Annotated in this window: 34 protein-coding genes; 24 read left to right on the forward strand and 10 right to left on the reverse strand. The window is 71.8% G+C overall.

Features of this window, described 5'->3' with window-relative positions; all coding sequences use genetic code 11:
• Window positions 1–17 precede the first annotated feature (17 nt).
• The 6 genes from ychF to K8W59_RS04080 all read left to right on the forward strand — a co-directional run bounded on the left by ychF (window position 18) and on the right by K8W59_RS04080 (window position 3554).
• Window positions 18–1094 (forward strand): redox-regulated ATPase YchF, encoded by a 1077-nt coding sequence (gene ychF, locus K8W59_RS04055; protein WP_223397476.1) that lies wholly within the window; start codon window positions 18–20, stop codon window positions 1092–1094.
• A gap of 33 nt (window positions 1095–1127) precedes the next feature.
• Entirely contained in the window at window positions 1128–1409 is a 282-nt protein-coding gene (locus K8W59_RS04060) for a type II toxin-antitoxin system RelE/ParE family toxin (RefSeq protein WP_223397477.1), read from the forward strand.
• 9 nt (window positions 1410–1418) lie between these two features.
• Window positions 1419–1718: a HigA family addiction module antitoxin gene (locus K8W59_RS04065; protein ID WP_397195946.1), complete on the forward strand. Its 300-nt coding sequence runs from the start codon at window positions 1419–1421 to the stop codon at window positions 1716–1718.
• A gap of 126 nt (window positions 1719–1844) precedes the next feature.
• Window positions 1845–2090: a protein-tyrosine phosphatase family protein gene (locus K8W59_RS04070; protein WP_223397478.1), complete on the forward strand. Its 246-nt coding sequence runs from the start codon at window positions 1845–1847 to the stop codon at window positions 2088–2090.
• A 301-nt stretch (window positions 2091–2391) separates the two neighbouring features.
• Entirely contained in the window at window positions 2392–2793 is a 402-nt protein-coding gene (locus tag K8W59_RS04075; protein WP_223397479.1) for a DUF6228 family protein, read from the forward strand.
• Between the two features lie 35 nt (window positions 2794–2828).
• Window positions 2829–3554, forward strand: a complete 726-nt coding sequence (locus K8W59_RS04080) for a TIGR02391 family protein (RefSeq protein ID WP_223397480.1) — start codon at window positions 2829–2831, stop codon at window positions 3552–3554.
• 473 nt (window positions 3555–4027) lie between these two features.
• On the opposite strand, the gene K8W59_RS04085 is transcribed toward K8W59_RS04080, so the two are convergent.
• On the reverse strand, window positions 4028–4423 hold the full coding sequence (locus tag K8W59_RS04085; protein ID WP_223399725.1) for a RidA family protein: 396 nt from the start codon (window positions 4421–4423) through the stop codon (window positions 4028–4030).
• Between the two features lie 107 nt (window positions 4424–4530).
• Between K8W59_RS04085 and K8W59_RS04090 the strand changes: the two genes are divergently transcribed.
• The 6 genes from K8W59_RS04090 to K8W59_RS04115 all read left to right on the forward strand — a co-directional run bounded on the left by K8W59_RS04090 (window position 4531) and on the right by K8W59_RS04115 (window position 7668).
• On the forward strand, window positions 4531–5493 hold the full coding sequence (locus tag K8W59_RS04090; protein WP_223397481.1) for a helix-turn-helix transcriptional regulator: 963 nt from the start codon (window positions 4531–4533) through the stop codon (window positions 5491–5493).
• A 105-nt stretch (window positions 5494–5598) separates the two neighbouring features.
• A complete protein-coding gene (locus tag K8W59_RS04095) occupies window positions 5599–5832 on the forward strand; it encodes a FitA-like ribbon-helix-helix domain-containing protein (protein WP_223397482.1) in 234 nt (77 codons plus the stop codon).
• On the forward strand, window positions 5829–6269 hold the full coding sequence (locus tag K8W59_RS04100; protein ID WP_223397483.1) for a type II toxin-antitoxin system VapC family toxin: 441 nt from the start codon (window positions 5829–5831) through the stop codon (window positions 6267–6269). The genes K8W59_RS04095 and K8W59_RS04100 overlap by 4 nt, the downstream gene beginning before the upstream one ends.
• A 113-nt stretch (window positions 6270–6382) precedes the next feature.
• Complete coding sequence (locus K8W59_RS04105) at window positions 6383–6631, forward strand: type II toxin-antitoxin system Phd/YefM family antitoxin (RefSeq protein ID WP_223397484.1); 249 nt, start codon at window positions 6383–6385, stop codon at window positions 6629–6631.
• Window positions 6628–7044, forward strand: a complete 417-nt coding sequence (locus tag K8W59_RS04110; protein ID WP_223397485.1) for a type II toxin-antitoxin system VapC family toxin — start codon at window positions 6628–6630, stop codon at window positions 7042–7044. Before K8W59_RS04105 ends, K8W59_RS04110 begins: the two co-directional genes overlap by 4 nt.
• 129 nt (window positions 7045–7173) lie before the next feature.
• Window positions 7174–7668 carry a diadenosine tetraphosphate hydrolase gene (locus K8W59_RS04115; RefSeq protein ID WP_223397486.1) on the forward strand — a complete coding sequence of 165 codons (495 nt, stop codon included), beginning with the start codon at window positions 7174–7176 and terminating at the stop codon, window positions 7666–7668.
• A gap of 11 nt (window positions 7669–7679) precedes the next feature.
• Here K8W59_RS04115 and K8W59_RS04120 read toward each other — a convergent pair whose 3' ends face one another.
• Window positions 7680–7955, reverse strand: a complete 276-nt coding sequence (locus K8W59_RS04120) for a hypothetical protein (protein ID WP_223397487.1) — start codon at window positions 7953–7955, stop codon at window positions 7680–7682.
• Window positions 7956–7982: 27 nt separating this feature from the next.
• On the reverse strand, window positions 7983–9233 hold the full coding sequence (locus K8W59_RS04125; protein WP_223397488.1) for a hypothetical protein: 1251 nt from the start codon (window positions 9231–9233) through the stop codon (window positions 7983–7985).
• A gap of 51 nt (window positions 9234–9284) precedes the next feature.
• On the opposite strand from K8W59_RS04125, the gene K8W59_RS04130 reads away from it, so the two are divergent.
• A complete protein-coding gene (locus K8W59_RS04130) occupies window positions 9285–9677 on the forward strand; it encodes a hypothetical protein (protein ID WP_223397489.1) in 393 nt (130 codons plus the stop codon).
• 88 nt (window positions 9678–9765) lie between these two features.
• Window positions 9766–10401 (forward strand): peroxiredoxin, encoded by a 636-nt coding sequence (locus tag K8W59_RS04135; protein WP_223397490.1) that lies wholly within the window; start codon window positions 9766–9768, stop codon window positions 10399–10401.
• Window positions 10402–10426: 25 nt separating this feature from the next.
• Here K8W59_RS04135 and K8W59_RS04140 read toward each other — a convergent pair whose 3' ends face one another.
• Entirely contained in the window at window positions 10427–11125 is a 699-nt protein-coding gene (locus K8W59_RS04140; protein ID WP_223397491.1) for a histidine phosphatase family protein, read from the reverse strand.
• A 31-nt stretch (window positions 11126–11156) separates the two neighbouring features.
• Here K8W59_RS04140 and K8W59_RS04145 point away from each other — a divergent pair, with 31 nt between their 5' ends.
• From K8W59_RS04145 to K8W59_RS04155, 3 genes are read left to right on the forward strand one after another with little or no spacing between them, the layout of a single operon-like run.
• On the forward strand, window positions 11157–12005 hold the full coding sequence (locus K8W59_RS04145) for an MOSC domain-containing protein (protein WP_223397492.1): 849 nt from the start codon (window positions 11157–11159) through the stop codon (window positions 12003–12005).
• 12 nt (window positions 12006–12017) lie between these two features.
• The gene (locus K8W59_RS04150; RefSeq protein WP_223397493.1) at window positions 12018–12581 is read left to right on the forward strand and encodes an NADPH-dependent FMN reductase; all 564 of its coding nucleotides are present in this window, start codon (window positions 12018–12020) and stop codon (window positions 12579–12581) included.
• Between the two features lie 10 nt (window positions 12582–12591).
• Window positions 12592–13974 (forward strand): NAD(P)/FAD-dependent oxidoreductase, encoded by a 1383-nt coding sequence (locus tag K8W59_RS04155; protein ID WP_223397494.1) that lies wholly within the window; start codon window positions 12592–12594, stop codon window positions 13972–13974.
• 209 nt (window positions 13975–14183) lie between these two features.
• Here the strand turns inward: K8W59_RS04155 and paaK are convergent, their stop codons facing one another.
• Window positions 14184–15476, reverse strand: coding sequence for a phenylacetate--CoA ligase PaaK (gene paaK, locus K8W59_RS04160; RefSeq protein WP_223397495.1), 1293 nt, complete (start codon window positions 15474–15476; stop codon window positions 14184–14186).
• Window positions 15477–15518: 42 nt separating this feature from the next.
• On the opposite strand from paaK, the gene K8W59_RS04165 reads away from it, so the two are divergent.
• Window positions 15519–16325: a thioesterase family protein gene (locus tag K8W59_RS04165; protein ID WP_223397496.1), complete on the forward strand. Its 807-nt coding sequence runs from the start codon at window positions 15519–15521 to the stop codon at window positions 16323–16325.
• A 57-nt stretch (window positions 16326–16382) separates the two neighbouring features.
• Here the strand turns inward: K8W59_RS04165 and K8W59_RS04170 are convergent, their stop codons facing one another.
• Entirely contained in the window at window positions 16383–17579 is a 1197-nt protein-coding gene (locus K8W59_RS04170) for a hypothetical protein (protein ID WP_223397497.1), read from the reverse strand.
• A gap of 62 nt (window positions 17580–17641) precedes the next feature.
• Between K8W59_RS04170 and K8W59_RS04175 the strand changes: the two genes are divergently transcribed.
• The 6 genes from K8W59_RS04175 to mmuM all read left to right on the forward strand — a co-directional run bounded on the left by K8W59_RS04175 (window position 17642) and on the right by mmuM (window position 22831).
• Complete coding sequence (locus tag K8W59_RS04175) at window positions 17642–17929, forward strand: hypothetical protein (RefSeq protein WP_223397498.1); 288 nt, start codon at window positions 17642–17644, stop codon at window positions 17927–17929.
• Window positions 17930–17934: 5 nt separating this feature from the next.
• Window positions 17935–18840, forward strand: a complete 906-nt coding sequence (mshB, locus tag K8W59_RS04180) for an N-acetyl-1-D-myo-inositol-2-amino-2-deoxy-alpha-D-glucopyranoside deacetylase (RefSeq protein ID WP_223397499.1) — start codon at window positions 17935–17937, stop codon at window positions 18838–18840.
• Window positions 18837–19172 carry a hypothetical protein gene (locus tag K8W59_RS04185; protein ID WP_223397500.1) on the forward strand — a complete coding sequence of 112 codons (336 nt, stop codon included), beginning with the start codon at window positions 18837–18839 and terminating at the stop codon, window positions 19170–19172. The genes mshB and K8W59_RS04185 overlap by 4 nt, the downstream gene beginning before the upstream one ends.
• 31 nt (window positions 19173–19203) lie before the next feature.
• Window positions 19204–20961 (forward strand): VanW family protein, encoded by a 1758-nt coding sequence (locus K8W59_RS04190; RefSeq protein ID WP_223397501.1) that lies wholly within the window; start codon window positions 19204–19206, stop codon window positions 20959–20961.
• A gap of 30 nt (window positions 20962–20991) precedes the next feature.
• On the forward strand, window positions 20992–21795 hold the full coding sequence (locus K8W59_RS04195) for an esterase/lipase family protein (RefSeq protein WP_223397502.1): 804 nt from the start codon (window positions 20992–20994) through the stop codon (window positions 21793–21795).
• An 82-nt stretch (window positions 21796–21877) separates the two neighbouring features.
• On the forward strand, window positions 21878–22831 hold the full coding sequence (gene mmuM, locus K8W59_RS04200) for a homocysteine S-methyltransferase (RefSeq protein WP_223397503.1): 954 nt from the start codon (window positions 21878–21880) through the stop codon (window positions 22829–22831).
• On the opposite strand, the gene K8W59_RS04205 is transcribed toward mmuM, so the two are convergent.
• From K8W59_RS04205 to K8W59_RS04220, 4 genes are read right to left on the reverse strand one after another with little or no spacing between them, the layout of a single operon-like run.
• Window positions 22779–23588 (reverse strand): ABC transporter ATP-binding protein, encoded by an 810-nt coding sequence (locus K8W59_RS04205; protein WP_223397504.1) that lies wholly within the window; start codon window positions 23586–23588, stop codon window positions 22779–22781. The genes mmuM and K8W59_RS04205 overlap by 53 nt on opposite strands.
• Window positions 23585–24631 carry a FecCD family ABC transporter permease gene (locus K8W59_RS04210; protein WP_223397505.1) on the reverse strand — a complete coding sequence of 349 codons (1047 nt, stop codon included), beginning with the start codon at window positions 24629–24631 and terminating at the stop codon, window positions 23585–23587. Before K8W59_RS04210 ends, K8W59_RS04205 begins: the two co-directional genes overlap by 4 nt.
• Window positions 24628–25656: a FecCD family ABC transporter permease gene (locus K8W59_RS04215; RefSeq protein ID WP_223397506.1), complete on the reverse strand. Its 1029-nt coding sequence runs from the start codon at window positions 25654–25656 to the stop codon at window positions 24628–24630. The genes K8W59_RS04210 and K8W59_RS04215 overlap by 4 nt, the downstream gene beginning before the upstream one ends.
• On the reverse strand, window positions 25653–26636 hold the full coding sequence (locus K8W59_RS04220; protein WP_223397507.1) for an ABC transporter substrate-binding protein: 984 nt from the start codon (window positions 26634–26636) through the stop codon (window positions 25653–25655). The genes K8W59_RS04215 and K8W59_RS04220 overlap by 4 nt, the downstream gene beginning before the upstream one ends.
• Window positions 26637–26723: the final 87 nt, after the last annotated feature.

Consider the following 26723-nt stretch of genomic DNA (forward strand, 5'->3'; position numbering starts at 1 on the left):
TCGTAGACTCGCACCCCGTGGCACTCACCATCGGCATCGTCGGGCTCCCGAACGCGGGCAAGTCGACCCTCTTCAACGCCCTCACCAAGAACGAGGTCCTCGCGGCCAACTACCCGTTCGCGACGATCGAGCCGAACGTCGGCGTCGTGGGCGTGCCCGACGACCGGCTGCCGGTGCTGGCCGAGATCTTCGGCTCGGCCAAGGTGCTGCCCGCGACCGTCGAGTTCGTCGACATCGCCGGGATCGTCGCCGGCGCCTCGCAGGGGGAGGGGCTCGGCAACAAGTTCCTCTCGCAGATCCGCGAGTCCGCGGCGATCTGCCAGGTGACCCGGGTGTTCCGCGACGAGGACGTGACCCACGTCGACGGGAAGGTCGACCCAGCGTCCGACATCTCCACGATCCAGACCGAGATGATCCTCGCGGACCTGCAGACGGTGGAGAAGGCGGTCCCGCGGCTGGAGAAGGAGGCCAAGGGCAAGAAGGACCTGCTGCCCGTGGTCGCCGCGACCAAGGAGGCGCAGGCGGCGCTCGAGGCGGGGACGCCGATCATCGCCACCGACATCGACCGGGCGCTGATCCGCGAGCTGTCCCTGCTGACGGCCAAGCCCTACCTCTACGTCTTCAACTGCGACGCCGACGAGCTCGCCGACGAGGAGCTCAAGCAGCGGATGCGCGATCTGGTCGCGCCCGCCGAGGCGATCTTCCTGGACGCGAAGTTCGAGTCCGAGCTGGTCGAGCTGGATGACGATGATGAGGCGCACGAGATGCTCGCCGAGATGGGCATCTCCGAGTCCGGCCTGGACCAGCTGGCCCGGGTCGGCTTCGACACCCTCGGCCTGCAGACCTATCTGACCGCCGGACCCAAGGAGACGCGGGCCTGGACGATCCGCAAGGGCGCCACTGCCCCCGAGGCCGCCGGCGTCATCCACACCGACTTCCAGAAGGGCTTCATCAAGGCCGAGGTCGTCTCCTTCGACGAGCTGGTCGCCGCCGGGTCGATGAGTGAGGCCAAGGCGGCCGGCAAGGTCCGGATGGAGGGCAAGGACTACGTAATGGCCGACGGGGACGTCGTGGAGTTCCGGTTTAACGTCTAGCGTTAATGACGGTTCGCGTTATACCCTGGGTAGGTGATCAGGTCGTTCGCTGACCGCGATACCGAGCGGGTATGGCGTCGTGAGCCGGCGAAGCGGCTGGATCCGCGCATCCATAAGACCGCGAACAGGAAGCTGCACCTGCTGGACGCGGCCACGGCACTGGACGCACTACGAGTGCCACCCGGCAATCGCTTCGAAGCGCTCAAGGGTGACCGCGCCGGTCCGCACAGCATCCGGATCAACGATCAATGGCGGATCTGCTTCCGATGGACGGATGCAGGTCCAGAGGATGTCCAGGTCGTTGACTACCACTGAGGAGGGGCGATGCCCGAGAAGCTCTATCCGCCGATCCATCCCGGCGAGGTCTTGATGGAGGACTTCATCGAGGGGTTCGGCATCACTCAGCACAAGCTCGCTGTCTCGATCGGCGTTCCGCCGCGCCGTATCAATGAGATCGTCCACGGCAAGCGGGCCATCTCAGCCGACACTGCCCTTCGCCTTGGACGGTACTTCGGGGTGGACCCGCAGTTCTGGCTGAACCTGCAGACGCGGTACGACCTGGAGGTCGCGCAGGACCGGGTGGCTGACCAGGTCGAGGCGATCGCGCCTGTCCGCACCGCCTGATCTCGCTCGACTGGCGGTGGGACCATCCTGAGTACGTGGCGCAGCGGTGGCGGGTGACGACCCGAACTTCGGTCTATACCTCGGGCGTCGCGATCGTCGGTTCGAGTGGGACCACGAGTGGCTGTCGTGGCCGGACTTCTGGTTGCCTCGCGGGCGCGCGGCGTTCGCCCGGGCCGTGCTGGCAGCGTGGGAGCGCTCGGCGCTCGGCGCTCGGTGCTCGAGCGAGTCGAGGTGGCGTGCGCGGGTGGTCGGGGCCGCACCGGCACAGCCCTGGCCTGCATCGCCATCGCCGACGGCGTCGCGCCGGCAGACGCGGTGGCGTTCGTGCGGGCGCACTATGACCGGCATGCGGTGGGGATGCCCTGGCAGTGAGCGTTCGTCCGGCAGTTCAGCGCCCCACAACCTCACCCAGACTGACGTCGCGGCAACAACTGGCGGCTCCACGTGCGGCAATGCTCCCACTGCCGGTTGATTCGGTCCCAGATGGTTCTTCGTGTGGCGACACGGTGAAGTTCCGCTGCAAGTCGTGAGGGGCGAGCCAAGTGCCTAGGGACGAGCAGGGTGACTTCGTAGTCTCACCGCAGGAGATGTTCGTTCTCCGGCAAGGCTTGTTCATCACGAATTACCACTTGGACCCGACGTTTTGCTGACGACCTGCCGTCACAATGGGCCGGTGGCTCGCGCAGAGATCTTCGACGGACGGGCGCGGCTGACCTTTGCGGAGCCGGTCGGTTCCGGCAGCGTTGTGGACTACCTCACCGTCCGCGTCGAAGGGCCGGACCTGTCCGCGAGCCGTCAGGTCTACGCCGGATGGGAGAGCGGTTTCTCGGGCCTTGCTGTCTACTTCGAGACGTTGGTGGCGTCGTGGCGTGGTTGGGACGGCGAGCAGGTGTTTGAGTCCATCGAGCATGACCTCCGGATCGTGGCGACGCACGACGGGCATGTTCACCTGGAGGTTCGCCTCCGGGAGTCAACTGAAGCGCGCGGCTGGCAAGTACGAGCAGAGCTGCGGATCGAGGCTGGGGAGCAGTTGGCTTCGGCCTCGCGCGATGTCGCGGCGCTCGTCCGACGCTGACCTTGAGGTCGGACCGTTCCTGCACAATGGCGCGCATGACGAAGCTCGATGTTGTGTGGGCGACCAAGGAGATCGACCAGTTCCTCTACGTTACGGACCAGGTCGTCCCGAACACGGGTCCAGGCATCGCCTACCTCGGCACGGTGATGCGCGGGCCCAAGACCGAGGCGTCGGCGCGGGCGCACGTAGTGGAGCAGATCCTCGATCGAGCCTTGCCGGGCTGGAAGCAGGGGCGACCGGCCAAGGACCAGGAGTACAGCTGGCTCCGGGATCAGGCATCGCGGGCCAAGGCGGCGCTGCAACGGCAGGCCGAGCTGGCCGAGAAGCTCGGCGACAACGCGCCGGACATGGACGCGGCCAACCTTCACCCGTGGGCGTGGGAGAACGGCAAGAGCTACTGGGACACCGGCCACTACCACCAAGCCGTGATGCAGGCGGCGATCCGAGTCAACGCAGAGACCCAAGCCAAGCTCAGCCGCATGGACGTGTCGGAGACAGCGCTGTTCAATGAGGCGTTCTCCCTCAACGACCCCAAAGGCGATGCGCCGCGCCTCCGGCTCATGGAGGACGACGGCAGCAAAACCTACGAAAACCTGCACCGGGGCGCCCGCGCGTTCGCGGAGGGCCTGTACGCGGCGATCCGCAATCCCGGCATGCACGTGCCGCACGACGGAGGCGAGGAACAGCTCGCGCTGGAGCAACTCGCGGCGTTCAGCCTACTGGCCCGGTGGGTCGATCAGGCGGAGGTCGTCACTGCGTGACTCCTCAGCCCCACCGCTTGCGCTTGCCGGGCCACGCGTCCTCGTGGGGCGCAGGAACTTGCGCGGCAGGTAGCCAGTCCGAACGAGATGCCGTTGAGCGTCGGGTCACCCGGTTGGGCCATCCGGCGTGTCCGGGTCGCCAGGTTGCGGACCGGGGCGCGAGCCCTTGCCCTTCCAGTGCAGCAGCGGCCAACAAAATTCCACGCCTTCGGGCCACTCCGGGTCGTTGCCGTAGGCGGGGTCGCGGAACGGCTTGCAAGGCGCACCGAGCGGGCGGGCCGGCCGCGCTTGGCGTGCTCGATGAAGTGCACCAGCTCGTCCCGATCAACGCTACGTCGCACTCCATGAGGACGATGTCGTCGTCGTGGTCAGCCAGCCCTCCGTAGTCGCACATGACCTGCATGACGTTCCTCGAACGGTCCCTTCATCCGCGCCGATCGATGCGGCACGGACGGCAGGCCCGGCTTGAACTGTCAGTCGACGGCGGTTCCCTCGAGCTCGACCAGCTGTCCAGGAATCGCCAGTCGAGTGACCTCGAGCATCGTGGTCGTCGGCGCGACTCCGGCGGTTCCGAGCTTGCCAGCGAGGAGGCCGTAGTGCGGGAACAGCGCATCCACGTCGGTGGTGTAGACGTTCAGCCGCACCAGGTTCGCCAGCGACATCCCAGCCTCGGCGAGCACGGCCTCGAGATTAGCCACCGCCAGCGCTAGTTGGGCGGCAATGTCCCCCTCGTGCTCGGGCCGACCGTCCGTGCTCATCGCTGTCTGCCCGGAGATGTACAAGGTCCGAGACTCGCCAGAGACCAACTCGCCCTGGTTGAAGCCCATCTCGAGCGACCACGTCACCGGGTTCACTGCGCTGCGCTCCATTCCTGCTCCGATCTCGATGTGTCCCAGCGCCGTTCTGGCGCTTGCGCACCGAGGCTCGCAGCGAATCACGACACCTCCTGTCATGATTTCTTGGGAAGAATGGATTCATGCGTGCGGATCGGCTCGTCTCCCTGGTGTTGCTGCTGCGCCAGCGCGGCCGGATGACCGCCGACCAACTGGCCGGCGAGCTGGAGGTATCCGCGCGCACGGTGCTGCGTGACATTGATGCGCTTTCCACCGCAGGCGTACCGGTCTACGCAGATCGCGGCCGACGCGGCGGCTATTCGCTGTTGCCAGGCTTCCGCACGGAACTGACCGGACTGAACCACGACGAAGCGCTTGCCCTGCTCACGGCCGGATCAGACCGCGGCCAGAAGGTCTTCGGCCTGAGCGCGCCACTGGCCTCGGCGATGCGCAAGGTCATCGACGCCCTTCCCGATGGGCACCGCGAGAATCTCGACGACGCCGCTCAGAGGTTCCTGGTCGAACCGGAGACAGATCTGCTGTCCCGACGAGCGACCACCGAGGACTTGGCCGACGGCGTCATGCACGAAGTCCGCCGCGCTGTCCTGAGTGGCCGTCGCCTGCGCTTTGACTATGAGGCCGTCGGCAAGCCGGTCAGTACGCGCGCTGTCGACCCGGTCGGTCTGGTCACCGTCAGGAACCGGACGTACCTGTTGGCGATCAGGTCCGGCCAGGACCGTACCTATCGCCTGTCGCGGATACTGCGCGCCGAAGCGTTGTCCGAGATGGCTCAGCGCCCGGAGAAGGTCGACCTCGACCGCATCTGGGCCGACCGTGCCGTGCAGTTCCTGTCGGAGAACCACGTCCCGGTCACCGTCAGGGTCCGATCGGTGCGACGCGAGGAACTCCTCGGCTCCGCACGAGCGGTCCGGGCTGAAGAGCAGGAGCCGGAGGGATGGGTGCGGTTGGACGTGTTGTTCGAGGACCTGCGACATGCGGTCTGGGCAGTGTGGCAGCTCGGGGACGATGCAGAAGTGTTGAAGCCGAACTCCGTGCGCATGGCCATACGAGACCGGGCCGCACGGCTCATTGCGCAGTACGACTGACATCCGTGGTGGTGATCGAGTACGACACGGGCATCGGTCCCCGCGACAGGTGAGTTCGGGTGAGCGCTATCATTGATGCAATCAATCCCGGGGAGGTGCATGACGGTGTCATCAATCGTCGTTCGCGGGCTCGACGAGTCCGTCAAGGCCCGCCTCGCGGCTCAGGCGAAGGAGCATGGTCGCTCCATGGAGGCAGAGGTCCGCGACATCCTGACGAAGGCCGCTACTCGCCCGAACATCGGGTTGGCGCTGTTGCAAGCCGGACAGGCCGCCGGTGGCGTCGAGGAACTGCCGGTTCCGGAGCGTTCCGACGCAGCGCGGGCGGTCGACTTCTCGTGATCGTCCTCGACACCAACGTTGTGTCCGAGGTGCTCAAGCCTCAGCCCGACAGGCGTGTCGTCGCCTGGTTGGAGTCCCTGACAGATGACGTGGCGATCACGGCAGTCACGCTCGCCGAACTGCTGGCGGGCCTGCGAAGGCTGCCCGACGGCAAGCGGAGAGAGGACCTCGCGTCGCGGGTCGAGGGTGCGATCCGGCCGTACCTCGACGCCGGGGAGGTATTCGCTTTCGATGCCGCGGCAGCTCCCCGCTACGCCGACATTCTCGCCGCGCGGGAGCAAGCGGGCATGCCGATCGCGACGGGCGACGCACAGATCGCGGCCATCTGCCGATCCCGGGACGCGCTCTGCGCCACACGCAACGTCAGGGACTTCATGCACGCCGGAGTCGCGCTCATCAACCCCTGGACGGGGGAGGAGTGGCCGCCGACGCCGTGATGAGGATGCGGTCGCCACGATCGAGTCGCTGCAGTCTGCGTGACCGCAGACAGGAAGCGCTCGAGCAGGCCGGGGTATCGTGTAGGCATGTGCCTACACGTGAGGTGGTGACGATGACGACGATGACCGCGCGCGAGTTCAACCAGGACGTCAGCGCGGCCAAACGCGCTGCGGTCGAGGGGCCTGTCGTGATCACCGACCGGGGCGAGCCGGCGTACGTGCTGCTGACGATCGACGAGTACCGGCAGTTGCACGGTGACGGCAAGGATCTGGTCGCACGGTTGAGCATGGACGAGGAGTACGACGACGTCGAGTTCGAGCCCGCCCCGCTGCAGGTCGGCCTGAAGGTGCCCGAGCTGTGAAGTACCTCCTCGACACCAACGTGTTGAGCGAACTCCGCAAGTCCGAGCGCGCTGCAGATCCCCGGGTGCGGGCCTGGGTCGCAGCGAGGAGGCCGTCCGATCTGTTCCTGAGTGTCATCACCGTTCTGGAGGTCGAGATCGGGATAGCCCGACTCGAACGCAGGGACAGGCGACAGGCGCAGGCGATTCGTACGTGGCTTGACGAGGACGTCCTGGACAGCTTCTCCGGCCGCCTCCTCCCCATCGATCTCGCGGTGGCGAGACGAACGGCCCAGCTGCACGTGCCCGACCCCAGCCCTGAGAGAGACGCGCTCATCGGCGCCACCGCCATCGAGCACGACCTCGCCGTCGTCACCCGCAATGTGCCCGACTTCGATGGGGTGGGCGTGGCCGTCATCGACCCGTGGTCCTGATGGCCTTCCGTGACGGGGATGTCGTGGAGTTCCGCTTCAACGTGTGATCCCGCCGTCGGGCGTGACGCGGGGCCGGGCAGGAGGGCCAGATTCGCGCACGGCGCGGGTGGTGGCCCCTAGGGTGCGCGCATGAGCGACTGGCGCGAGGAGCGGGTGCGGAGCGCGGTCGAGGGGCGCAACCCGATGGTGTTGGCCGCCCTGGAGGCGTCGTACGCCGTCATCGGGGACGTGCAGTTCCTCCCCGGCTACTCCCTCGCGCTGGCCACCGATCCCGGGGTCGATCGGCTCTCGGACCTGCCCCGGCGGGAGCGCGTGCGCTACCTCGCCGACGTCGACCTGCTCGCCGACGCGGTGGAGAGCGTGTGCCGGCGGCTCGACCCGGCCTTCCGCCGCCTCAACATCGAGATCCTCGGCAACACCGACGCGTTCCTTCACTGTCACATCTGGCCGCGCTATGAGTGGGAGCCGGCCGACATCGTCGGCAAGCCGGTGTGGCACTACCCGCCCGAGCGGTGGCAGGACCCGGCGAACGCCGTCGGGCCGCAGCACGACCGGCTGCGCGCCGAGCTCACCGCCGAGGTGGAGGCGCGGCGCGCCTCCGAGGAGTTCCGGCTCGATCCCTGAGCCGGGTCCGGCTACTGCACGGTGCGGGCCTGACCCGACCTCGGCCGGCCCGTCCGGATCGCCAGCCAGGTCCGCCGGGCCAGGACCAGCCAGCACCCCACGGCCAGGGCGGCGAGCGCTGCCGGCACCCAGTGCCGCAGCAGCGAGGACGCGCCGACGGCGGAGGAGAACGCGATCAGGTTCGCCACCACGTCGTAGACCGGCGCCACGAAGCGCGTGTTGACCACGTGCGCGACGGCCACCACCAGGCCGCAGGTGAAGGTGACGGACAGCAGGAACTCGACCATGCGCACATGGTGCCCCCGGCCGCCGACTCACACCGAGCGGGCGACCCGCACCGACCCGTGCGTGCCGTACCCGGCCAACGGGCCGCCGGCGGGCTCCCCGTCGAAGCCGACGAGCAGCCAGCCGTCGTCGGTGGGCAACAGCGTGGGCCACGGGATGTTCGAGGGGTACGGCGCCTCCAGCCGGCCCACCTGCCGCATCCCGAGGTCGAAGACCGGGTAGCTCTTGTCGACGCCGTCGCTGGCCAGCAGCCGCCACGCCCCGTCGACCCGCAGCAGCGTCGACCCCTCCGTCTCCTTCAGCTCCGTGGCCGCGCCGAGCACGGAGAGGTCGTCGAGGCGCGTGCCGGCCGCCAGCACCGGATGGAACCGGAAGAACCGGCGCGCGCTCACGTAGGCGACCAGCCACGACCCGTCGACCCGCACCAGATGCGGGTCCCACACCCCGACGGAGGAGAAGCCGGTCGTCGGCAGCGACAGCGGCCGGGTGTCCAGCACGTGCCGCCCGGCCAGCAGGTCGGCGGTCGTCTCGGCCAGCGTCACCCCCACCGTGGCGCCCTTCCGCTTCGGGTCGAAGTCGCCCCACGTGCTCGTGTTCATCAGCCACCGGTCGCCGTCGCGGACCAGGTGGCTCGCGTGGTCGCCGTACACCCCCGGCCGGTCCGGCCGCCGGAAGAACACGTCGCTGCGATGCTCCAGCGACAGCCCGTCGGGGTCGAGCGCCCAGACCGAGGTGTGCGCGGTGTTGAAGAACCCCGGCCCGGCGCTGGTGGCGGTCAGCATCGCCCGCCCGTCCTCGAGGTAGGGCGTCCCGTCGGCGTGCGAGACCAGGCGCAGGTCGCGCAGCCCGAGCTCGCCGTACCCCCGGAGCTCGCCGCCCTCGGCCGACAGTGCGGCGAGCCAGGCCTCGTCGTGGGTGGCCAGCCGGCCGCGGAGGCCGGCGACCGCGCGGACGGTCCAGCGGCCGTCCTCCCGGACCGCCAGCGTGGCCCGCGACCCGGTGAGGGTGAGCGCGACCTGCGCCACCTCGCCCCGCGGCCTCGCGTGCCGCGGGCGCCGGTGCCGCAACCTACGCCCGTCGCCGGTCACCTCCAGCCAGCAGGACTCGCCGTCGTAGTGCGCCTCGATCCGGTCCTCGCCGCTGGCCAGCGCGAGCCGCGCCGGACCGCCACCGTCGGCGAGGACGGTCACGTACGGCGCCCCCACGGCGCTCAGCGGCTCCTCGCGCGCGAGGCGGAAGGGGCGCAGCGTGGCGGCGGGCTCGAAGCGGGGGAGCGGCATGGGGGCCAGCATGCCTTGACCCCGGCGGTGTCGACCGGCCACCGTGGCGGCATGTTCCGGGCACCGCACGAGACCGTGGCGACCGTCCTGGTCGACCCGCGCGTGCTGGTCGGGCTCGAGGTGGAGCTGATGGCCCGGGACCTGTGGCTGTGGCCGGTCGCGACGGCGCCCAACAGCGTCGACGGTCCGCGGCAGGCATTCCAGCTGCGCCGCCGGATGGTGACGGCGCAGCAGGGCGCCTGGGACGACGCGGCCGGCTGGACGGTCTCCTGGGTCTCCTTCGGCGCGACCTGGCGCCAGCCCGGAGAGCCGGTCGCGTGGCCGGCGCGGCGCGAGCTCTACGCCTTGCTGGACCAGTACGGCGAGCGCGTGCGCTACCGCCGCGGCCTGGTCGGCGTACCTCCCCTCCACGCCCCCGGCGAGCGGGTGAGCCCGCACCCCTGAGCACCCCATGATCCGGACCCCGCGGGAAAAGTCACCCTCTTTGGTGCACTATGGCGGGGAAGGCAACCATCGACGATGAGGAGCATCCATGGCGCTGCAGCTGGGCGACACCGCCCCCGACTTCACGACCGACACCTCCCAGGGCGAGCTGTCCTTCCACGACTGGGCGGGCGACAGCTGGGTGGTGCTGTTCAGCCACCCGGCCGACTTCACCCCGGTCTGCACCACCGAGCTGGGCCGCGTGGCGCAGCTGAACGACGAGTGGAACGCCCGCGGCGTGAAGACCATCGCCGTCTCCGTGGACTCCGCGGACGACCACGTGAAGTGGATCGCCGACATCAACGAGTTCGGCAAGACCGACGTGGGCTACCCGATCATCGCCGACCCCGAGAAGTCGGTCGCCGAGGCCTACGACATGATCCACCCGGGCGAGGGGGACACCTCCTCGGTGCGCTCGGTCTTCATCATCGACCCGGCCAAGAAGGTCCGGCTGACGATGACCTACCCCAAGTCCGTGGGCCGCAACTTCGACGAGATCCTGCGCGCGGTCGACGCGCTGCAGACCACCGACAAGGCCGCCGTGTCCACGCCCGTGGACTGGAAGCAGGGCGACCGGGTGATCGTGCCGCCGACGGTCTCCACCGCGGACGCCAAGGAGAAGTACGACGACGTCGAGGAGCACTTCCCCTACCTGCGCACCACCACCGGCCCGAAGCAGGGCTGAGCGCGGCGCGCCGGCGCCCGGGCGGTCAGGTGCTGACCTGCCCGGGCGCGAGGTGCGGCAGCCACCCGATCCGCAGCGCCTCGGTGCCACTCCACGGCTCGCGCCGGCCCAGCTCGGCGAGCATCGAGACGGCGGTGTTCGGGATCGCGAACCAGCCGCTCATCTCACCGATCCCCAGCAGCTCGCGCAGCAGGTACTGGGTGAACCAGCCGTGGGTCACCAGCCCGACCGTCGCGTCGGCGGGCAGCGTGACGCGCAGCCGCTCGACGACCCGGCGCGCGCGGTCGACGTACTCCTGCTCCGTCGACTCGACCTCCGCGGTCCACCAGCCGTCCTCGGTGACGTCCTCGGGCAGGACGAGGCGGGAGGAGTACGACGTCAGCACCGACCGTGGCGCCCCCGGGTGCGGCACCCGGGTGCCCGAGTCCGGCAGCACGTCGTAGGGGCCGAGGCACTCGTGCAGCTCCGTGTCGCCCTCCAGCGGCAGGTCGAGCGCGTCGGCCAGCGGGGCGGCGGTCTGGACCGCGCGCGCCATCAGCGAGGTGCGCAGGTGGGTGAGCTCCCACGGCAGCCGGTCCTGGGAGGCGTACGACGCCAGCGCGGCCGCCTGCTCCTCACCCAACGGCGTGAGCAGCGGGTCCGGCTGCCGCCCCTCGTCGCCGCCGGTGGTCTCGATGATCAGGTTGTTGCCCGACTGGGCGTGGCGGATCAGCACGAAGCGCATGACGCCCATCCTGGCCCGTAGGCTCGCCAGGGTGCACGTCACCCGCCTGGCCACCTACCCGCTCAAGTCGGCCTCCGGCGTGCTCGCCGACCGGGCGACGGTCACGCCGATCGGCCTGGAGCACGACCGGCGCTGGGTGGCGCTGGACCCCGATGGTCATCGGGTGTCGGCCCGGGAGTGCCACGCGCTGCTGGGCGTGACGGCGACCCCGACGCCCGAGGGCCTGCTGCTCGGCGACCGGTCCGGTGCCTCGGTGCGGGTCGCGACACCGGGCCCGGACGCGACCGAGGTGCCGGTGCGGATCAGCCGCCTCGAGCGGCTGACCCTGGCGGCCGACGAGGCGAGCGCCTGGCTGAGCCGGACGACCGGACGGGAGCTGAGGCTGGCCCACCTGGGCGACATCCGCGCCCGCGAGATCGGCGAGAGCCACGGCGGGCGGCCGGGGGAGACGATGAGCCTGGCCGACGCCGGGCCGATCCTGCTCGTCACCGAGGCCAGCGTCGACCGGCTGCGCGACCTGGTCGCCCAGGAGTCGGGGGAGGCGTGGCTGGGGCGGGAGGAGGCGCTCGAGCGGTTCCGGCCGAGCATCGTGGTCGACGGCGAGGAGTCGTTCGTCGAGGACTCCTGGCGCCGGGTCCGGATCGGCGGGACGACGTACCGCTTCGGCGAGCACTGCGACCGCTGCGTGCTGACCACCATCGACCCGACCAGCCTGGAGACCGGCAAGGAGCCGATCCGGACGCTGGCCCGGCACCGGGCGTGGGACGGGGCCACCTGGTTCGGCATCCGGCTGATCCCCGAGCTCGCCGCCGGCGCGACCGCCGAGGTCGCGGTGGGCGACGAGGTCGAGGTGCTGGAGACGGCGGCGCACCCGGTCTGAGAGGCTGCCCCCATGAGGATCGCGATCATCGTCGGCAGCATCCGGGAGGGCCGGCACGGCTCCAGCGTGGGCCGGTGGGTGCACTGGCTCGCCGAGGAGCACGCCCAGGACGACCAGAGCTTCCACCTGCTCGAGCTCGCCGACTTCGACGTGCCCCTGCTCACCGACGCCGTCGTCCCCGGCGCCGCGAACCGGCAGTACTCGTCCCCGGAGATCCAGCGCTGGGGCCGGGAGATCGACTCCTACGACGGGTTCGTGTGGATCACCCCGGAGTACAACCACGGCGTGCCCGGCGCGTTCAAGAACGCCTTCGACGCGATCTATCCCGAGTGGATGCACAAGGCGGTCGGGTTCGTCTCCTACGGCGCCGACTCCGGCGTCCGCGCGGTCGAGCAGTGGCGGCAGATCGTGGCGAACGCGCAGATGGTCGACGTGCGCGCCCAGGTCGCGCTGAGCTCGTTCGCCGACTTCGACGACGACGGCTTCGCCCCGCAGGAGCGGCGGCCCGACGAGCTGCGCACCATGCTCACCCAGCTCACCACGATGACCGAGGCGCTCCAGCCGCTGCGCTCCTGATCCGGGCGCCGTGAGCCTGCCGCGGGTCACCGGGCGCGTGTCCTGGTGGTACGACGACCTCGGCCACCCCACGCCCGCCGACCCGCTCGACGGCGACACCGCCTGCGACGTCGCGATCGTGGGCGGCGGGTTCACCGGCCTGTGGGCCGCGTACTACCTCAGCGTCCTCCAGCCCGACCTCGACGTGCGCGTGCTGGAGGCGCGGACTGCGGGGTACGGCGCCTCCGGTCGCAACGGCGGCTGGCTGACCGCCACCGTCACCGGCGGCCTCGACGGCTGGGCGCGCACCCACGGCCGGGACGCCGTACGGCGCTTCCAGCTGGCGATGAACGACACCGTCGCCGAGGTCGCCGACGTCGCCCAGCGGGAGGGGATCGACGCCCGGATCCGGCGCGGCGGCACCCTGCTCGCGGCACGCAACCCCGCCCAGCTCGGCCGCGCCCGCGCGCTCGCCGAGCACGGCCGGGAGTGGCCGGAGACCGGCGCCCGCCTGCTCACCGCGGAGCAGGCGGCCGATCGGGTGAACGTGGCCGGGCTGCTCGGCGGCGTCCGAGAGCCGCACTGCGCGCGGGTCGACCCGGCCCGGCTGGTCCGCGGGCTCACCGAGACGGTGCGCCGCCGCGGCGTGCGGGTGCACGAGTCCACGGCCGTGCGCTCGATCGAGCCGGGTGCCGCGCACACCGAGCGGGGGACCGTCCGGGCCCGGCACGTGCTGCGCTGCACCGAGGGGTTCACCGCCGACCTCGCGGGGGAGCGCCGTACCTGGGTGCCGATGAACTCCTCGATGATCATCACCGACCCGCTGCCCGAGGACGCGTGGGCGGCGATCGGCTGGGAGCGCTTCGACACCCTCGAGGACCTCTCACACGTCTACTCCTACGCCCAGCGCACGACCGACGGGCGGATCGCGATCGGCGGCCGCGGCAACCCCTACCGCTTCGGCTCGCGCACCGACAACGACGGCGGCATCGACGCCCGGACCGCGGAGACGCTGCACGCGATCCTGTGCTCGTGGTTCCCGATGATCCGCGACGTCCCGGTCGCGCACGGCTGGTCCGGGGTGCTCGGCGTGCCGCGCGACTGGCGGGCCACCGTGGCACACGACCCGGTCACCGGGCTCGGCCACGCCGGCGGGTACGTCGGCACCGGCGTCGCCGCCACCCACCTCGCCGGACGCACCCTCGCCGACCTGGTGCTGGGCCGCGACACCGACCTGGTCTCGCTGCCGTGGGTCGGCCACCGGGTGCGCCGCTGGGAGCCAGAGCCGCTGCGCTGGCTGGGCATCCACGGGCTCTACGCCGCCTACCGCCTCGCCGACCGCCGCGAGTTCGCCGGCGCGCGCCGTACCTCCCCTCTCGCTCTCCTTGCCGACCGGGTGAGTGGGCGGGGGTAGTGGGACGTTTCCCCGGTGCACCGGGGAAACGGCCGCTCCCCGGCTGAAACCTCGGCCGACAAGCGCACGCTTTCCCTGACAACCTCCCGGCGCCCGGCGGCGCGCCCGGGCCCCCGCTCCGGCGCGGTCGCAAACAACGTCATCCGGAGTGGGGAACCGCTTCCCCGGTTCGTATGACGTCCCGGCGGAGCCGACCGACATGAGGCCGGCTACCGCTCGTCGACGATCCGCCGCATCTTGCCCATCGAGCGCTCGATCGCCTCGGGGTCGACGACCTCGACGGCGACGGTGACCCCGAGGTTGTGCTTGCACAGCCCGGCCAGGCGGCGCCCGGCGTCCTCCGCGGACTCCGGGGAGGCGTCCGGCCGGCGCTCGACCCGCACCGTCAGGTCGTCCATCCGGCCGGGGCGGGTCAGCACGCACTGGAAGTGCGGGGTCAGGGCGGGCGTGCGCAGCACGAGCTCCTCGATCTGGGTCGGGAAGAGGTTCACCCCGCGCACGATCATCATGTCGTCGCTGCGGCCGGTCACCTTCTCCATCCGCCGCATCGGCCGGGCGGTGCCGGGCAGCAGCCGGGTCAGGTCGCGGGTACGGTAGCGCACGATCGGCATCCCGACCTTGGTGAGCGAGGTGAAGACCAGCTCCCCCTCCTCGCCGCCGGGGAGCACCGCCCCGGTCACCGGGTCGATCACCTCGGGATAGAAGTGGTCCTCCCACACGTGCAGCCCGTCCTTGGTCTCCACGCACTCCTGCGCGACGCCCGGCCCGATCACCTCCGAGAGCCCGTAGATGTCGACCGCGTCGATCCCGAGCCGCTCCTCCATCTCCCGGCGCATCTCGTCGGTCCACGGCTCGGCGCCGAAGATCCCCACCTTGAGCGACGACGAGCGCGGATCCATGCCCTGCCGCTCCATCTCGTCGGCGATCGCGAGCATGTAGGACGGCGTCACCATGATCACCTCGGGCTCGAAGTCCCGGATCAGCGTCACCTGACGCTCGGTCATGCCGCCGGAGACGGGTACGACGGCACAGCCCAGCGCCTCCGCGCCGTAGTGCGCTCCCAGCCCGCCGGTGAACAGGCCGTAGCCGTAGGCCACGTGCACGGTCATGCCGGGTCGCCCGCCGGCCGCCCGGATCGAGCGCGCCATCACGCCGGCCCACAGGTCCACGTCGGCGCGGGTGTAGCCGACCACGGTCGGCCGGCCCGTCGTACCGCTGCTCGCATGGATGCGGGAGATCTCCTCCCGCGGCACCGCGAACATGCCGAACGGGTAGTTCTCCCGCAGGTCGGCCTTGGTGGTGAACGGGAACCGCGCCAGGTCGGCCAGCGAGGAGACCTCCGAGGGGTGGACGCCGGCCGCGTCGAAGGCGGAGCGGTAGTGCGGCACGCGGTCGTAGGCGTGCTCCAGCGACCACCGAAGCCGCGCCAGCTGGAGCTCTCGCAGCTCCTCGATGCCGGCGCGCTCGATCGGCTCCAGGCCGGAGGGGTCGCCGTGACTCACGTCACGGACTCTAGCCGGGAGCGCGGCCGTAGGCTGCGGCTCATGACGCTGGCCGAGTACGACGCCCACATCGCCGTGACCGCAGCCGAGGACGGCGTCTACGCCGCCCGGCTGGAGGACGGCTGGCGGGTCGGCGGCGGCGTCAACGGCGGCTACGTCCTCGGGGTGATCGGCAACGCGCTGCGCGCGGCCAGCCCCGAGCGCCCGGACCCGCTGGTGGTCTCGGCCTACTACCTCGGCCCGACCGTGGCGGGGGACGCGGTGATCCGTACGACGCCCCGGCGCGTGGGCGGCTCGACCGCCACCTACGCCGCCGACCTGGAGCAGGACGGCCAGACCCGGGTCACCGCGCTGGCCACCTTCGGCCGGCTCGGCGACCTGCCGGATGACGTCGGCACCACCGCCACGCCGCCCGACCTGCCTCCGCCGGAGGAGTGCCTCGGCAACGACCTGGCTCCGCCGGAGTTCCTCGAGATCGCGCCGATCCAGGAGTGGGTGGACATCCGCTTCGATCCCGCCAGCGCCGGCTGGGCGATCGGCAGGCCGAGCATGCGCGGCGTGCTGCAGGGCTGGTTCCGGCTCAACGACGGGCGCGAGCCCGACCCGATCTCGCTGCTCACCGTCGTGGACGCGCTGCCGCCGGTCACCTTCGACCTCGGCCGGATGGGGTGGGCGCCGACGATGGAGCTCACCGCGCACGTGCGGGCGAACCCGGCGCCGGGTTGGCTGAAGGTGCGGATCACCACCGGCAACATGGCGGGCGGGATGTTCGAGGAGGACTGCGAGGTGTGGGACTCCGCCGGCCGGCTGGTCGCGCAGTCGCGGCAGCTCGCCCGCCAGCCCCGCTGACCGTCGTACTCACCCCGACTCGCCTCCCGTCGCGGGAGGGGAGCGGGACAGCGCCGGCTACTCCTTGCCGGGGCGGGCGAACCGCTCGAGCAGGGGCCGGAGTCGCCGGGGCACCCGGCGCGGCACCCAGGGGGTCGGCTTGTGCCGGCCGAACCAGCGGCGCGGCATCGCCACGATCCAGCGGCGCCGGGGGTGCTCGGTGACCGACCACAGGGTGTCGGTCGAGGGCCACCACGAGAGGTCCTCGGGGCCGAACGGGAGCGCGAAGGAGTGCGGCTGCAGGTCGCCGGAGCGGCCGACGTACATCGCCCCCGACATCCAGGCCCCCTGCGACACCGAGGCGTAGAAGGTGCCGTGCACCTGGACGACGCCCTGCATCTGGCCGACGCCCTTCTCCAGGACCGCCGGCTGCGAGCGGCCGTCCTCGTCGGTGGCGAGCAGCTGCGTCTCCGGGTCCAGGGGATAGCGGGCGATCCGGGTGGACTGGCCGCGGCGGCCGTACTCCCCGGCGAGTAGCTCGGGCGGCTGCTGGCTGCGGTCCAGGGAGAGGAAGGAGTAGCGCAGTCGCCGCTTGGGGTTGTCGGCGTAGGCGCGGTAGCGGAACCGTACCGGCAGCACGAAGTGGTGGCCGAAGGAGGCGATGCTGCCGTCGTCGAGCACGCCGAACCGCTCGGGCAGCCGGTCGTCGCCGTCGACCCGCATGATGTCGTCGACCCGGCAGGTCACGAAGCCCTTGGCGGTGGCGGCGATGTGCAGCCACGGGCCGTACCAGACGACCCCGCCGGCGTGGATCCGCACCGGCTCGAGCGACAGGTTGCCGTCCCGGTCCAGCCGCGGCTCGACCAGCAGCACGTGGCGGTACTTCAACGTCCTCAGGTCCAAGAAGGTGAGCCGCGAGCCCTGCTCGACGCCGTCGACCGGCTTGGCGTACCACGTCGTGACGATCACCCGGCGGCCCCCGCAGACCACCTCGTCGTCGCTGGCGTCGGCGCTGGTGGAGATGCCCTGCGGCCACCACCGCTCGTCCTTCTGGTCGTAGCGGTCGAACCGGATGCCCCGTCCGACCGCGCGCCCCAGCACCTTGGGCACCCAGGCTCGGCGGGCCTGGTACTTCAGGTTGTCCAGCACCCCCTCCAGACCGGCCGCGCCGCCGAGGCGCTCGGCGAGGGCGTCGATCTCGCGGGTGTTCTCGTCGGTGCGCCGTAGGTGGATGGGGAAGCTCGGGCGCGTGCCGGGGTCGGGCGCTGCTGCCATGGGCTCACCTCATCACACACCACCGCCGTGCGTCGCGCGGACGCGGCTGGGAGGATCGGGCCGTGCGCGCGATCCTCTTCGATGCCGACGACGCCGAGGCGATGGCCGCCCGGCTGCGGGCCGACGGCTACCAGGCGAGCGTGCTGCGCGAGCGGCTGGCCGGGGAGGACGACGACGAGGACCACCCCTGGGCCGTGCTCACCGACGCGCCGCTGCTGATGGTCGAGGTGCTGGTCGACGAGTACGACGGCTGGCTGGACGCCGACGAGCCCGCAGCGGCCCGCGACCTGCCGCCGCTGCCGCCGCTCCCGGAGGCGCCGCGGCGGGTGAAGCGGCCGCCTCTAGGCTGAAGGCCATGACCGCCGATCAGCGCCTGCTCCTGGTCCATGCCCACCCCGACGACGAGACCATCGGCCAGGGCGCCACGATGGCGAAGTACGCCGCCGAGGGCCGCGGCGTGACCCTGGTGACCTGCACCGCCGGCGAGATGGGGGAGATCCTCGTCCCCGAGCTGGAGCACCTCGCCGCCGACCGGGACGACGGCCTGGGCGAGCACCGCCGCGGCGAGCTGGACGCGGCGATGGCCGAGCTGGGGGTGACCGACCACCGGTTCCTCGGCGGGTTCGGCACCTACCGCGACTCGGGGATGAAGTGGCACCCCGACGGCTACGCGGTCCCCGCCGACCAGAGCAGCGACAACGCGTTCTGGCACGCCGACCTGACCGAGGCCGCCACCCACCTGGTCGCGGTGATCCGCGAGGTCCGGCCGCAGGTGATGGTGACCTACGACCAGTTCGGCAACTACGGCCACCCCGACCACATCCAGGCCCACCGGGTGGCGATGTACGCCGCCCAGCTCGCCGCCGTGCCGTCGTACCGTCGCGACCTCGGCGAGCCGTGGGAGATCGCCAAGATCTACTGGAGCGCGATGAGCGAGTCCCGGATGCGGGAGGGGCTGCGCCGGCTGCGCGAGGCCGGCGACACGACCACGTTCGAGGGCATGGATCCCGAGGGGGCGCTGCCGATGACGTCGCCGGACGCCGACCTGGCGGCCAAGGTCGACGCGTCGGACCACGTCGCCGCCAAGATGGCCGCGATGCGCGCGCACGCGACCCAGATCGCCACCGACGGGCCGTTCTTCGCGCTCTCGAACAACCTCGGCAACGAGGTCTGGGGCGTCGAGTTCTTCCGCCTGGCCCACGGGCGCCAGGGGCCGGTCGGCCCCGACGGGCTGGAGAGCGACCTGTTCGCCGGACTGTGAGCCGCGTCCTGCGGGGCCTGGGCGCGACGCTCGTGGCGGTCGTGCTCGGTGTGCTGTCGGCGGTCCCGGGAGTGCTGCTGCACCTGCGCCCCTGGACGCTGCCGTTGACCGTCCTGGTCGCCCTGGCCTGGCTGGTCGCCCTGCCCCCAGGAGCGGCGCGGCTGGCGTACGCCGTCAGCTGGGCGGGCGTGGTCGCGCTCTTCGCCGCCCCGCGGGCCGGGGGCGACCTGGTCGTGGTCAGCTCCCTGACGTCCTACCTGCTGATCGGGTTCGCCCTGGCCCTGGTGGCGGCCGCCCTGGTGAGCCTTCCCCGGACGTCTCGCGATTCCTAGCCGTAAGGATCACCCCTCTAGGATGGCCCCGATGTCGGACCAGCTCATCTTCAGCGAGGACGCTGACCAGCCGGAGAAGAAGGGCGGTCGCGTCGTCGCTCTGGTGCTCCTCCTGCTGGTCCTGATCGTCGCCGCCGCCTACGTCTGGGCGTGGTCCCAGGCCGAGGACGGGGTGCCGCGGGGCACCACGATCGAGGGCGTCTCCGTCGGCGGCCAGTCCCGCTCCGAGGCGATCGCGACGCTGAAGGACGAGCTGGGCGGCAAGGCCTCCCGTCCCATGGACCTTCAGCTCGGAGACCGGACCGCGTCGCTGGTCCCGGCGGACGCGGGGCTCTCGGTCGACTACGCCGCATCCGTCGACGCTGTCGGCTCCGAGCGGAGCTGGAGTCCGGCCTGGCTGTGGGCCTACTACACCGACGGCTCCAACGAGGACGCCGTCGTGACCGAGGACTCCGACGCGCTGGACGACGAGCTGCGACGGCTGGCGAAGCCGGTCGAGCGCAAGCCCGTGGAGGGCGCGATCGCGTTCAAGCAGGGCGAGGCGAAGGTCACCGAGGCCAAGAACGGCCGTGAGCTGGACGTCTCAGCCGCGCGGGACGCCGTACTCGCGGCGTATCTGAGCGACGACACGGTCCAGGCGCCGCTGCGGACCGTGGAGCCGGAGATCACCGGGGGCGAGCTCCGGCAGGCCCAGCGCGCGTGGGCGAACCCCGCCACCTCGGGGCCGATCACGCTCCGCTTCGGCCAGTCCAGCGTCCGGCTCACGCCGGAGGAGTACCTGCCCGCGGTGAAGATCGCCGAGTCCGACGGTGCGCTCGCGCTGCAGGTCGACCGGAAGCGGCTGTTCGGGGTCGTCGACGAGCACGTGTCGGGCGAGGGCACGCCCCAGGACGCGCAGGTCGTGCTGCAGGACGGCCGGCCGCAGATCATCCCGGCGAAGACCGGCGTGACCTACAAGAAGGACCCGTTGGTGCGGCGCTTCCGCGCCGCGATCACCGCCCAGGGTGAGGGTCGCAGCCGCAAGGTCGGCACCACCGTCGCCCAGCCGGAGTTCACCACCGCCGACGCCAGGAAGCTCGGCATCAAGCAGCAGGTCAGCACCTTCACCACCTACTACCCGCACGCGAACTACCGCAACGTGAACCTCAGCCGGGCCGCCGAGCTGATCGACGGCACCGTGCTCAAGCCGGGGGAGACCTTCAGCCTCAACGACACCGTCGGCGAGCGCACCGTGGCCAACGGGTTCACCGAGGGCTACATCATCTCCAACGGCATCCTCACCGGCGACCTCGGCGGTGGTGTCTCCCAGATGGCGACCACGCTCTTCAACGCCGCGTTCTTCGCGGGCCTGAAGGACGTCGAGCACAAGCCGCACTCCTTCTACATCGACCGCTACCCGGTGGGGCGCGAGGCGACGGTCGCGTGGGGGTCGGTCGACCTGAAGTTCAAGAACGACACCCCCTACGGCATCCTGATCGACGCCAGCGTGAGCCCGTCGTCGTACTCCTCCAGCGGGGCGGTGACGGTCTCGATGTACTCCACGAAGTACTGGGACATCACCACCCGCACCGGCGAGCGCTACAACTTCACCTCCCCACAGACGCGGGAGATCGACAGCGCCACCTGCACGCCGAACACGGGGTACGGCGGCTTCGACATCGACGTCTGGCGCTACTTCCGCAAGGCCGGCAGCGACGAGCTGGTGAAGACCGAGAAGATGCACACCACCTACACCCCCAGCGACACGGTGGTCTGCACCAACCCGAACGCGAGCAGCGGCGTGTCGTGACCTGGGACACTCCGGCTCGTTGACCGGGGCATGCGACGGATCCTCTCGGCCCTGACCCTCCTTCTCCTCCCCCTGGCGCTGCTCCTGGCGCCCACCTCCCCGGCGAGCGCCACGATCGGCGACCCGATCGGCTCCAACGACTGGTCCTGCCAGCCGACCGCGCAGCGCCCGACGCCGGTGGTGCTGGTGCACGGCACCTTCGGCGACCGGCGCAGCCTCCTGGACCGCCTCTCCGGGACGCTCAAGAGTCGCGGCTACTGCGTCTACTCCCTCGACTACGGCAACCGGGCGACCGGGCCGATCGAGGAGTCGGCGGCCCAGCTGTCCACCTTCGTGGACAAGGTGCTCGCCTCGACCGGCGCGGCCAAGGTCAGCATGGTCGGGCACTCCCAGGGCGGGATGATGCCGCGCTACTACATCAAGAACCTCGGTGGTGCCGGGAAGGTCGACGACCTCGTCGGCCTGGCGCCCTCCAACCATGGCACCTACAACTCCGCCGCGCTCGCGCCCCTGGCGCCGGTCTGCTACTCCTGCACCCAGCAGGCCTCCGACTCCCAGTTCCTCGCGGAGCTGAACTCCGGCGACGAGTCGCCGGGCGACGTGAGCTACACCAACGTGGTGACCCGCTACGACCAGGTCGTGGTGCCCTACACCTCCGGCTACCTGAAGCCTGCGCGGCAGGTCACCAACGTCACCCTGCAGGACACCTGTCCCACCGACCTCACCGAGCACCTCAACATCCCGCAGGACGGTCCGGCGATCCGCTGGGCGCTCAACGCCCTGGGTCGCCCCGGACCGGCCGACCCGGCCTTCCGCCCGCTCTGCCTCCCCTAGCGCCTGTCGGGACGTCATGCGTTCCGGGGGACCGGTTCCCCGGAACGTATGACGTCCTGCGCGGTCGCCGTACTCTGGCCGGGTGCCCGCGAACGACCTGGCCGAGGTGACCGGCCGCCGCCCCGTCGTGCTCGACGGCGGGCTGGCGACCCTGCTGGAGGCCCACGGCCACGACCTCACCGACGGCCTGTGGTCCGCGCGGCTGCTGCGCGACGATCCGGCGGCGGTCGAGCGGGCGCACCGCGAGTTCTTCGCCGCGGGCGCCGAGGTCGCGACGACGGCGTCCTACCAGGCCTCCTTCGAGGGGTTCGCCGCCGCCGGCATCGACCGCGACGAGGCGGAGCGGCTGATGCGGCTCAGCGTCGAGGTCGCCCGGCGGGCCCGGGACGCCGAGCGGCCCGAGGGCTGGGTCGCGGCATCGGTCGGGCCGTACGGCGCCATGCGGGCCGACGGGTCGGAGTACTCCGGCGACTACGGGCTCACCGTCGCCGAGCTGCGCGCCTTCCACGCGCCCCGGCTGGCGGTGCTCGCCGACGCGGGGGCCGACGTCCTCGCCGTCGAGACGATCCCGAGCCTCGCGGAGGTCGAGGCGGTGCTGGCCGAGGTCGCCGGGACCGGGCACCCGGCGTGGCTGTCGGTGACCGCGGCCGGCGGCCGGACCCGCGCGGGGGAGCCGCTGGCGGAGGCGTTCGCGATGGCCGCCGACGTGCCGGAGGTGGCCGCCGTCGGCGTGAACTGCCTGGCGCCGGCGGACGTGCTGCCGGCGCTGGCCGCCGGGGCGACGCTGGCCTACCCGAACTCCGGCCAGGGGTGGGACGCCGACGCGCGCGCGTGGACCGGGGAGTCCGCCTTCGACCCCGCGCTCGTGGGCTCCTGGCTCGCCGGGGGCGTCCGGCTGGTCGGCGGCTGCTGCCGGGTCGGGCCGGCCGACATCGCCGCCGTCCGGGCGGCGCTCGGTCGGGCGGGGGACCCGGAGCAGGGGGTCAGCCGGCCACCGCCGCGGCGCGCCAGTGGTCGCCGCCGCGCGGGACGATGAGGGGCCGGCCGGTGTCCGGGTCGGGGAGGACCTGCGCCTCGACGTCGAAGACCGCGCGCAGCATCGCGGGAGTGATGACCGCGTCCACCGGGCCCGCCTCGACCACCTGACCCTCGCGCATCGCGATCACGTGGTCGGCGTACCGCGCGGCGAGGGTCAGGTCGTGCAGCACCATCACCACCGTCACGCCGTCGCGGCGGTGCAGCTCGGCGACCGTGTCCAGCACGTCGAGCTGGTGGGCGAGGTCGAGATACGTCGTCGGCTCGTCGAGCAGCAGCAGGTCGGTGCGCTGGGCGAGCGCCAGGGCCACCCACGCCCGCTGCCGCTGCCCGCCCGACAGGGTCTCCAGGGGGCGGTCGGCGACGTCCTCGAGGCCGGTACGGCGCAGCGCGTCGGCCACGATGTCCTCGTCCGGCCGGGACCACTGGTCGAACCACCGGCGGTAGGGGTCCCGCCCGCGCGCCACCAGGTCGATCACGCTGAGGTTGTCCGGAGCCTGCGGGCCCTGCGGCAGCAGCGCCACCTGACGGGCGAAGGCGCGCCGGTCGATCCCGGACACGTCCCGGCCCTCCAGGAGCACCCGGCCGATGCTGGGACGGATCAGCCGCGCCAGGCTGCGCAGCAGGGTCGACTTGCCGCAGCCGTTGGGTCCGAGGATGACGGTGATCGCGTTGCGGGGCAGGTCGGCAGCCACGGCGTCGAGCGCGGCGCGGTCGCCGTACCGGACGGTCACGGTGTCGACGTGGAAGGCGGTCACGAGGAGTACCCCTTTCGGGCGAGGACGAGCAACCAGATGAGGAAGGGGGCGCCGACGGCGGCGGTGACCGCGCCGGTCGGGAGGAGCAGCGGGGCGAAGGCCGCGCGGGCCACCAGGTCGCTGGCGGTCACCAGCGCCGCGCCGACCAGCGCGGAGGCGATCAACGGCGGCCGGGGTGCGCCGCTGGCCATCCGGGCCAGGTGCGGCGCGACCAGGGCCACGAAGCCGATCGGCCCCACCATGGCGACCGTCGTCGAGGTGAGCCCGACGGCGCACAGCAGCAGACCCGCCTCCGATCGCCCCGGCCGGTGGCCCAGCGCCGCGGCGACGTCCCGGCCGAGCTCGAGCGAGGGCAGCCGGGCGGCGAGCGGCAGCAGCACCACGGTGGTGAGCATGAGCGTCACCGCCAGGACGATCGCCTCCGTGGCGCCGCGCTCGTTGAGCGAGCCGGTCAGCCAGGCGTTCGCGCGGGCCAGGTCGTCGATGCTGGCCACGATGAGCAGCCAGCTGGTGAGCCCGCCGAAGAAGGCGGAGACGCCCACGCCGACCAGAAGCACCTGCAGGCCGGTGCCGCTGGTCAGGCGCAACAGGAGCGCCACCAGCGCGGCGGCCGCGAGGCCACCCACGAGCGCGGCGGCCGGAGTCCCCACGGGCCCGCCGATGCCGGGGAGGACCAGCACCGCCACGGCGCCCGCGCCCGCACCCGCCGTGACGCCCAGCAGGTCCGGGCTGGCCAACCCGTTGCGGGTCGTGGTCTGCACGATGGCGCCGGCCATCCCGAGCATCGCCCCGGCCACCAGGCCCAGCAGCACCCGGGCGAGCCGCAGGTCGATCACGATCATCCGCGTGAGCCGGTCGCCGCCCCCGAGCAGGGTCGCGACGACATCGGCGGGGGCGATCGGGTAGTCGCCCGCCGCGAGGGCGAGCACCGACACGACGCCCGCCGCCAGCGCGGCCCCGCACGCCACGAGCACCGTCCGCGGCGCCACGCGCGCGGAGACCGGACCCACGCGCACCGACACCCGGCCGCTCAGGGCGCTCATCGCCGACCTCGCAGCAGCTGGACCACGATGAGGAGGAAGATCGGCCCGCCGACGACGGCCAGGACGATCCCGACCGGCAGCTCGGCCGGGCTGATGATCACCCGGCCGACCACATCGGCCAGGACCACGAGGCTCGCGCCGGCCAGAGCACAGACCGGAACGAGCACCCGGTGGTCGGGTCCGCTGAACCGCCGTACGACGTGCGGCGCGATGAGCCCGATGAAGCCCAGCGAGCCGACCAGTGCCGTGGCGGAGCCCACGAGGAGCGTCACGGCGGTGAGGCCGACGAGCCGGGCCGACACCAGGCCGCTGCCGAGCGAGCGCGCCACGTCGTCGCCGAGGGACAGGGTGTTCAGCGTCGGTGCGTGGGCCACGGCGAGGAGCAGTCCTGCGGCGAGCAGTGGAGCGACGGGGGCGATCACCTCGGGGCCGCGACCGCCGGTGAGGGAGCCCACGGTCCAGAACCGGAAGAGGTCGAGCGTCGTGACGTCGAGCAGGAGCACCACCCCGGTCACCGCGCTCAGGAACGCCGAGACGCCGGCGCCGGCCAGCACCAGGGCGGCGGGGGAGCCGTCCCGGCGCCGCCCGGTGGCCAGGCCGAGGGCCGTGACCAGCGCGGACCCGAGTGCGGCGCCCCCGAAGGCGAACCAGAGGTAGCCGGCGGGACTGGTGAGGCCCAGCAGTGACACGGCGAGCACGACCGCCAGGCTCGCCCCGGCGGTGACGCCGAGCAGGCCGGGGTCGGCCAGCGGGTTGCGCGTGTGCCCCTGGATCACGGCCCCGGCCGTCGCCAGGGCCGCGCCCCCCAGGATGCCGAGGATCGTGCGCGGTATCCGCTGCCCGACCACGACCGCCTCGGCCTCGGCGGCGGCCGAGCCCTGCAGCGCCTGCCACACCGTGGCCGGGTCCAGGGCCAGGCCGCCCACGAACATGCTCAGGACGACCGAGACCGCGCAGGTCCCGAGCGCCCCGAGCAGCAGCGGCTGCCACCGGACCGGTGCCGGTGCGAGCGTCGCGCTCGTCACGCTCGGTAGGTCTTCAGCAGCTGCTCGACCACGTCGAGGGCGTGGTCGGCGGTGAGGGCGGCGCCCTCGTGCGTACGGCGATCCGAGCGGACCACGTGGCCCTTCTTGACCGCCGGCAGCTGCTGGTAGAGCGGCTTGTCCTGCACCGAGGCCCACGCCTCCGGCTCGCTCACCAGGACCACGAGCCCGTCGGCGTCGCCGTACCCCTTCTTCATCTGCTCGGGGCCGTAGATCGCCTGATCGTCGTCGACCGACCTGGTCCAGGCGGCCGAGGGCCTCATCCCGACGTCCTTCATGACGGTGGTCAGCAGGCGGTTGTCGCGGGTGTCGGTGGAGTCGCTCTCGAGGTCGTAGTTCATGGGGGCGAAGGTGTTGGCGGCGAGGACGTCGGCGTACGTCCTCTTCAGGTCCGCGACGCGCTTGTCGTAGGCGGAGATGAGCCTCTCGGCGCGGTCGGTGCGGCCGGTCGCCTTCGCGACCAGGCGCAGGTCCTTCTGCCAGGGGGAGGTGTCCTGGTCGCCGATGGCGAGGACGGGTGCGATCGCGTCGAGCTCGGCGCGGACCGGCTCGATGTCGGAGAAGCGGCTGATGATGAGGTCGGGGGCGGCCGCCGCGATCGCCTCGACGTTGATCTGGCCGCGCAGGAAGAGCTTCTCGGCGTCCTCGGTGCGCTCGGCGGGGATGGGCGCCGGCAGGTCCATCGTGCCGGGCTCGAGGGCGGGCACGCCGGTGACGGGAAGGCCGAGCGAGAGGGCGATGTCCAGGTCGCGCCGTCCTTCGAGCACGACCACCTTCTCCAGCGCGGTCGGGACGGCCACGTCGCCGAGCATGGTGGTCACGGTGCGGGTCTCGGACTGCTGGGACGAGGCGGTCTGCTCGGTGCTGCCGCAGCCGCTGAGGACGACGACGGTGAGGGCCGTTGCGGCCGCGACGAGGGGTCGGAGGATGGATGAGGGGCGAGGGATTCGTGGGGAGAACACGATAGGTAAGGCTAACCTAAGTCAATCCGGACCCCTCCCTTGGGGTGGGTCCGCCGGGTCGACGGTCTCGTTCCGACGGAGCGCGGG

Origin of the sequence: Nocardioides rotundus (genome assembly GCF_019931675.1) — a bacterium.
GTDB lineage: Bacteria > Actinomycetota > Actinomycetes > Propionibacteriales > Nocardioidaceae > Nocardioides > Nocardioides rotundus.

Bases quoted from the DNA above. Each gene is read 5' to 3' on its own strand.
- K8W59_RS04125 (WP_223397488.1), bottom strand. From the start codon at position 9,233: ATGCCGCTCCCCCGCTTCGAGCCCGCCGCCACGCTGCGCCCCTTCCGC.
- K8W59_RS04190 (WP_223397501.1), top strand. From the start codon at position 19,204: ATGTCGGACCAGCTCATCTTCAGCGAGGACGCTGACCAGCCGGAGAAG.
- K8W59_RS04165 (WP_223397496.1), top strand. From the start codon at position 15,519: ATGACGCTGGCCGAGTACGACGCCCACATCGCCGTGACCGCAGCCGAG.
- K8W59_RS04210 (WP_223397505.1), bottom strand. From the start codon at position 24,631: ATGAGCGCCCTGAGCGGCCGGGTGTCGGTGCGCGTGGGTCCGGTCTCC.
- K8W59_RS04140 (WP_223397491.1), bottom strand. From the start codon at position 11,125: ATGCGCTTCGTGCTGATCCGCCACGCCCAGTCGGGCAACAACCTGATC.
- K8W59_RS04065 (WP_397195946.1), top strand. From the start codon at position 1,419: ATGCCCGAGAAGCTCTATCCGCCGATCCATCCCGGCGAGGTCTTGATG.
- K8W59_RS04120 (WP_223397487.1), bottom strand. From the start codon at position 7,955: ATGGTCGAGTTCCTGCTGTCCGTCACCTTCACCTGCGGCCTGGTGGTG.
- K8W59_RS04090 (WP_223397481.1), top strand. From the start codon at position 4,531: ATGCGTGCGGATCGGCTCGTCTCCCTGGTGTTGCTGCTGCGCCAGCGC.
- K8W59_RS04135 (WP_223397490.1), top strand. From the start codon at position 9,766: ATGGCGCTGCAGCTGGGCGACACCGCCCCCGACTTCACGACCGACACC.
- K8W59_RS04170 (WP_223397497.1), bottom strand. From the start codon at position 17,579: ATGGCAGCAGCGCCCGACCCCGGCACGCGCCCGAGCTTCCCCATCCAC.
- K8W59_RS04085 (WP_223399725.1), bottom strand. From the start codon at position 4,423: ATGGAGCGCAGCGCAGTGAACCCGGTGACGTGGTCGCTCGAGATGGGC.
- K8W59_RS04080 (WP_223397480.1), top strand. From the start codon at position 2,829: ATGACGAAGCTCGATGTTGTGTGGGCGACCAAGGAGATCGACCAGTTC.
- K8W59_RS04105 (WP_223397484.1), top strand. From the start codon at position 6,383: ATGACGACGATGACCGCGCGCGAGTTCAACCAGGACGTCAGCGCGGCC.
- mshB (WP_223397499.1), top strand. From the start codon at position 17,935: ATGACCGCCGATCAGCGCCTGCTCCTGGTCCATGCCCACCCCGACGAC.
- K8W59_RS04195 (WP_223397502.1), top strand. From the start codon at position 20,992: ATGCGACGGATCCTCTCGGCCCTGACCCTCCTTCTCCTCCCCCTGGCG.
- K8W59_RS04150 (WP_223397493.1), top strand. From the start codon at position 12,018: ATGAGGATCGCGATCATCGTCGGCAGCATCCGGGAGGGCCGGCACGGC.
- K8W59_RS04130 (WP_223397489.1), top strand. From the start codon at position 9,285: ATGTTCCGGGCACCGCACGAGACCGTGGCGACCGTCCTGGTCGACCCG.
- K8W59_RS04115 (WP_223397486.1), top strand. From the start codon at position 7,174: ATGAGCGACTGGCGCGAGGAGCGGGTGCGGAGCGCGGTCGAGGGGCGC.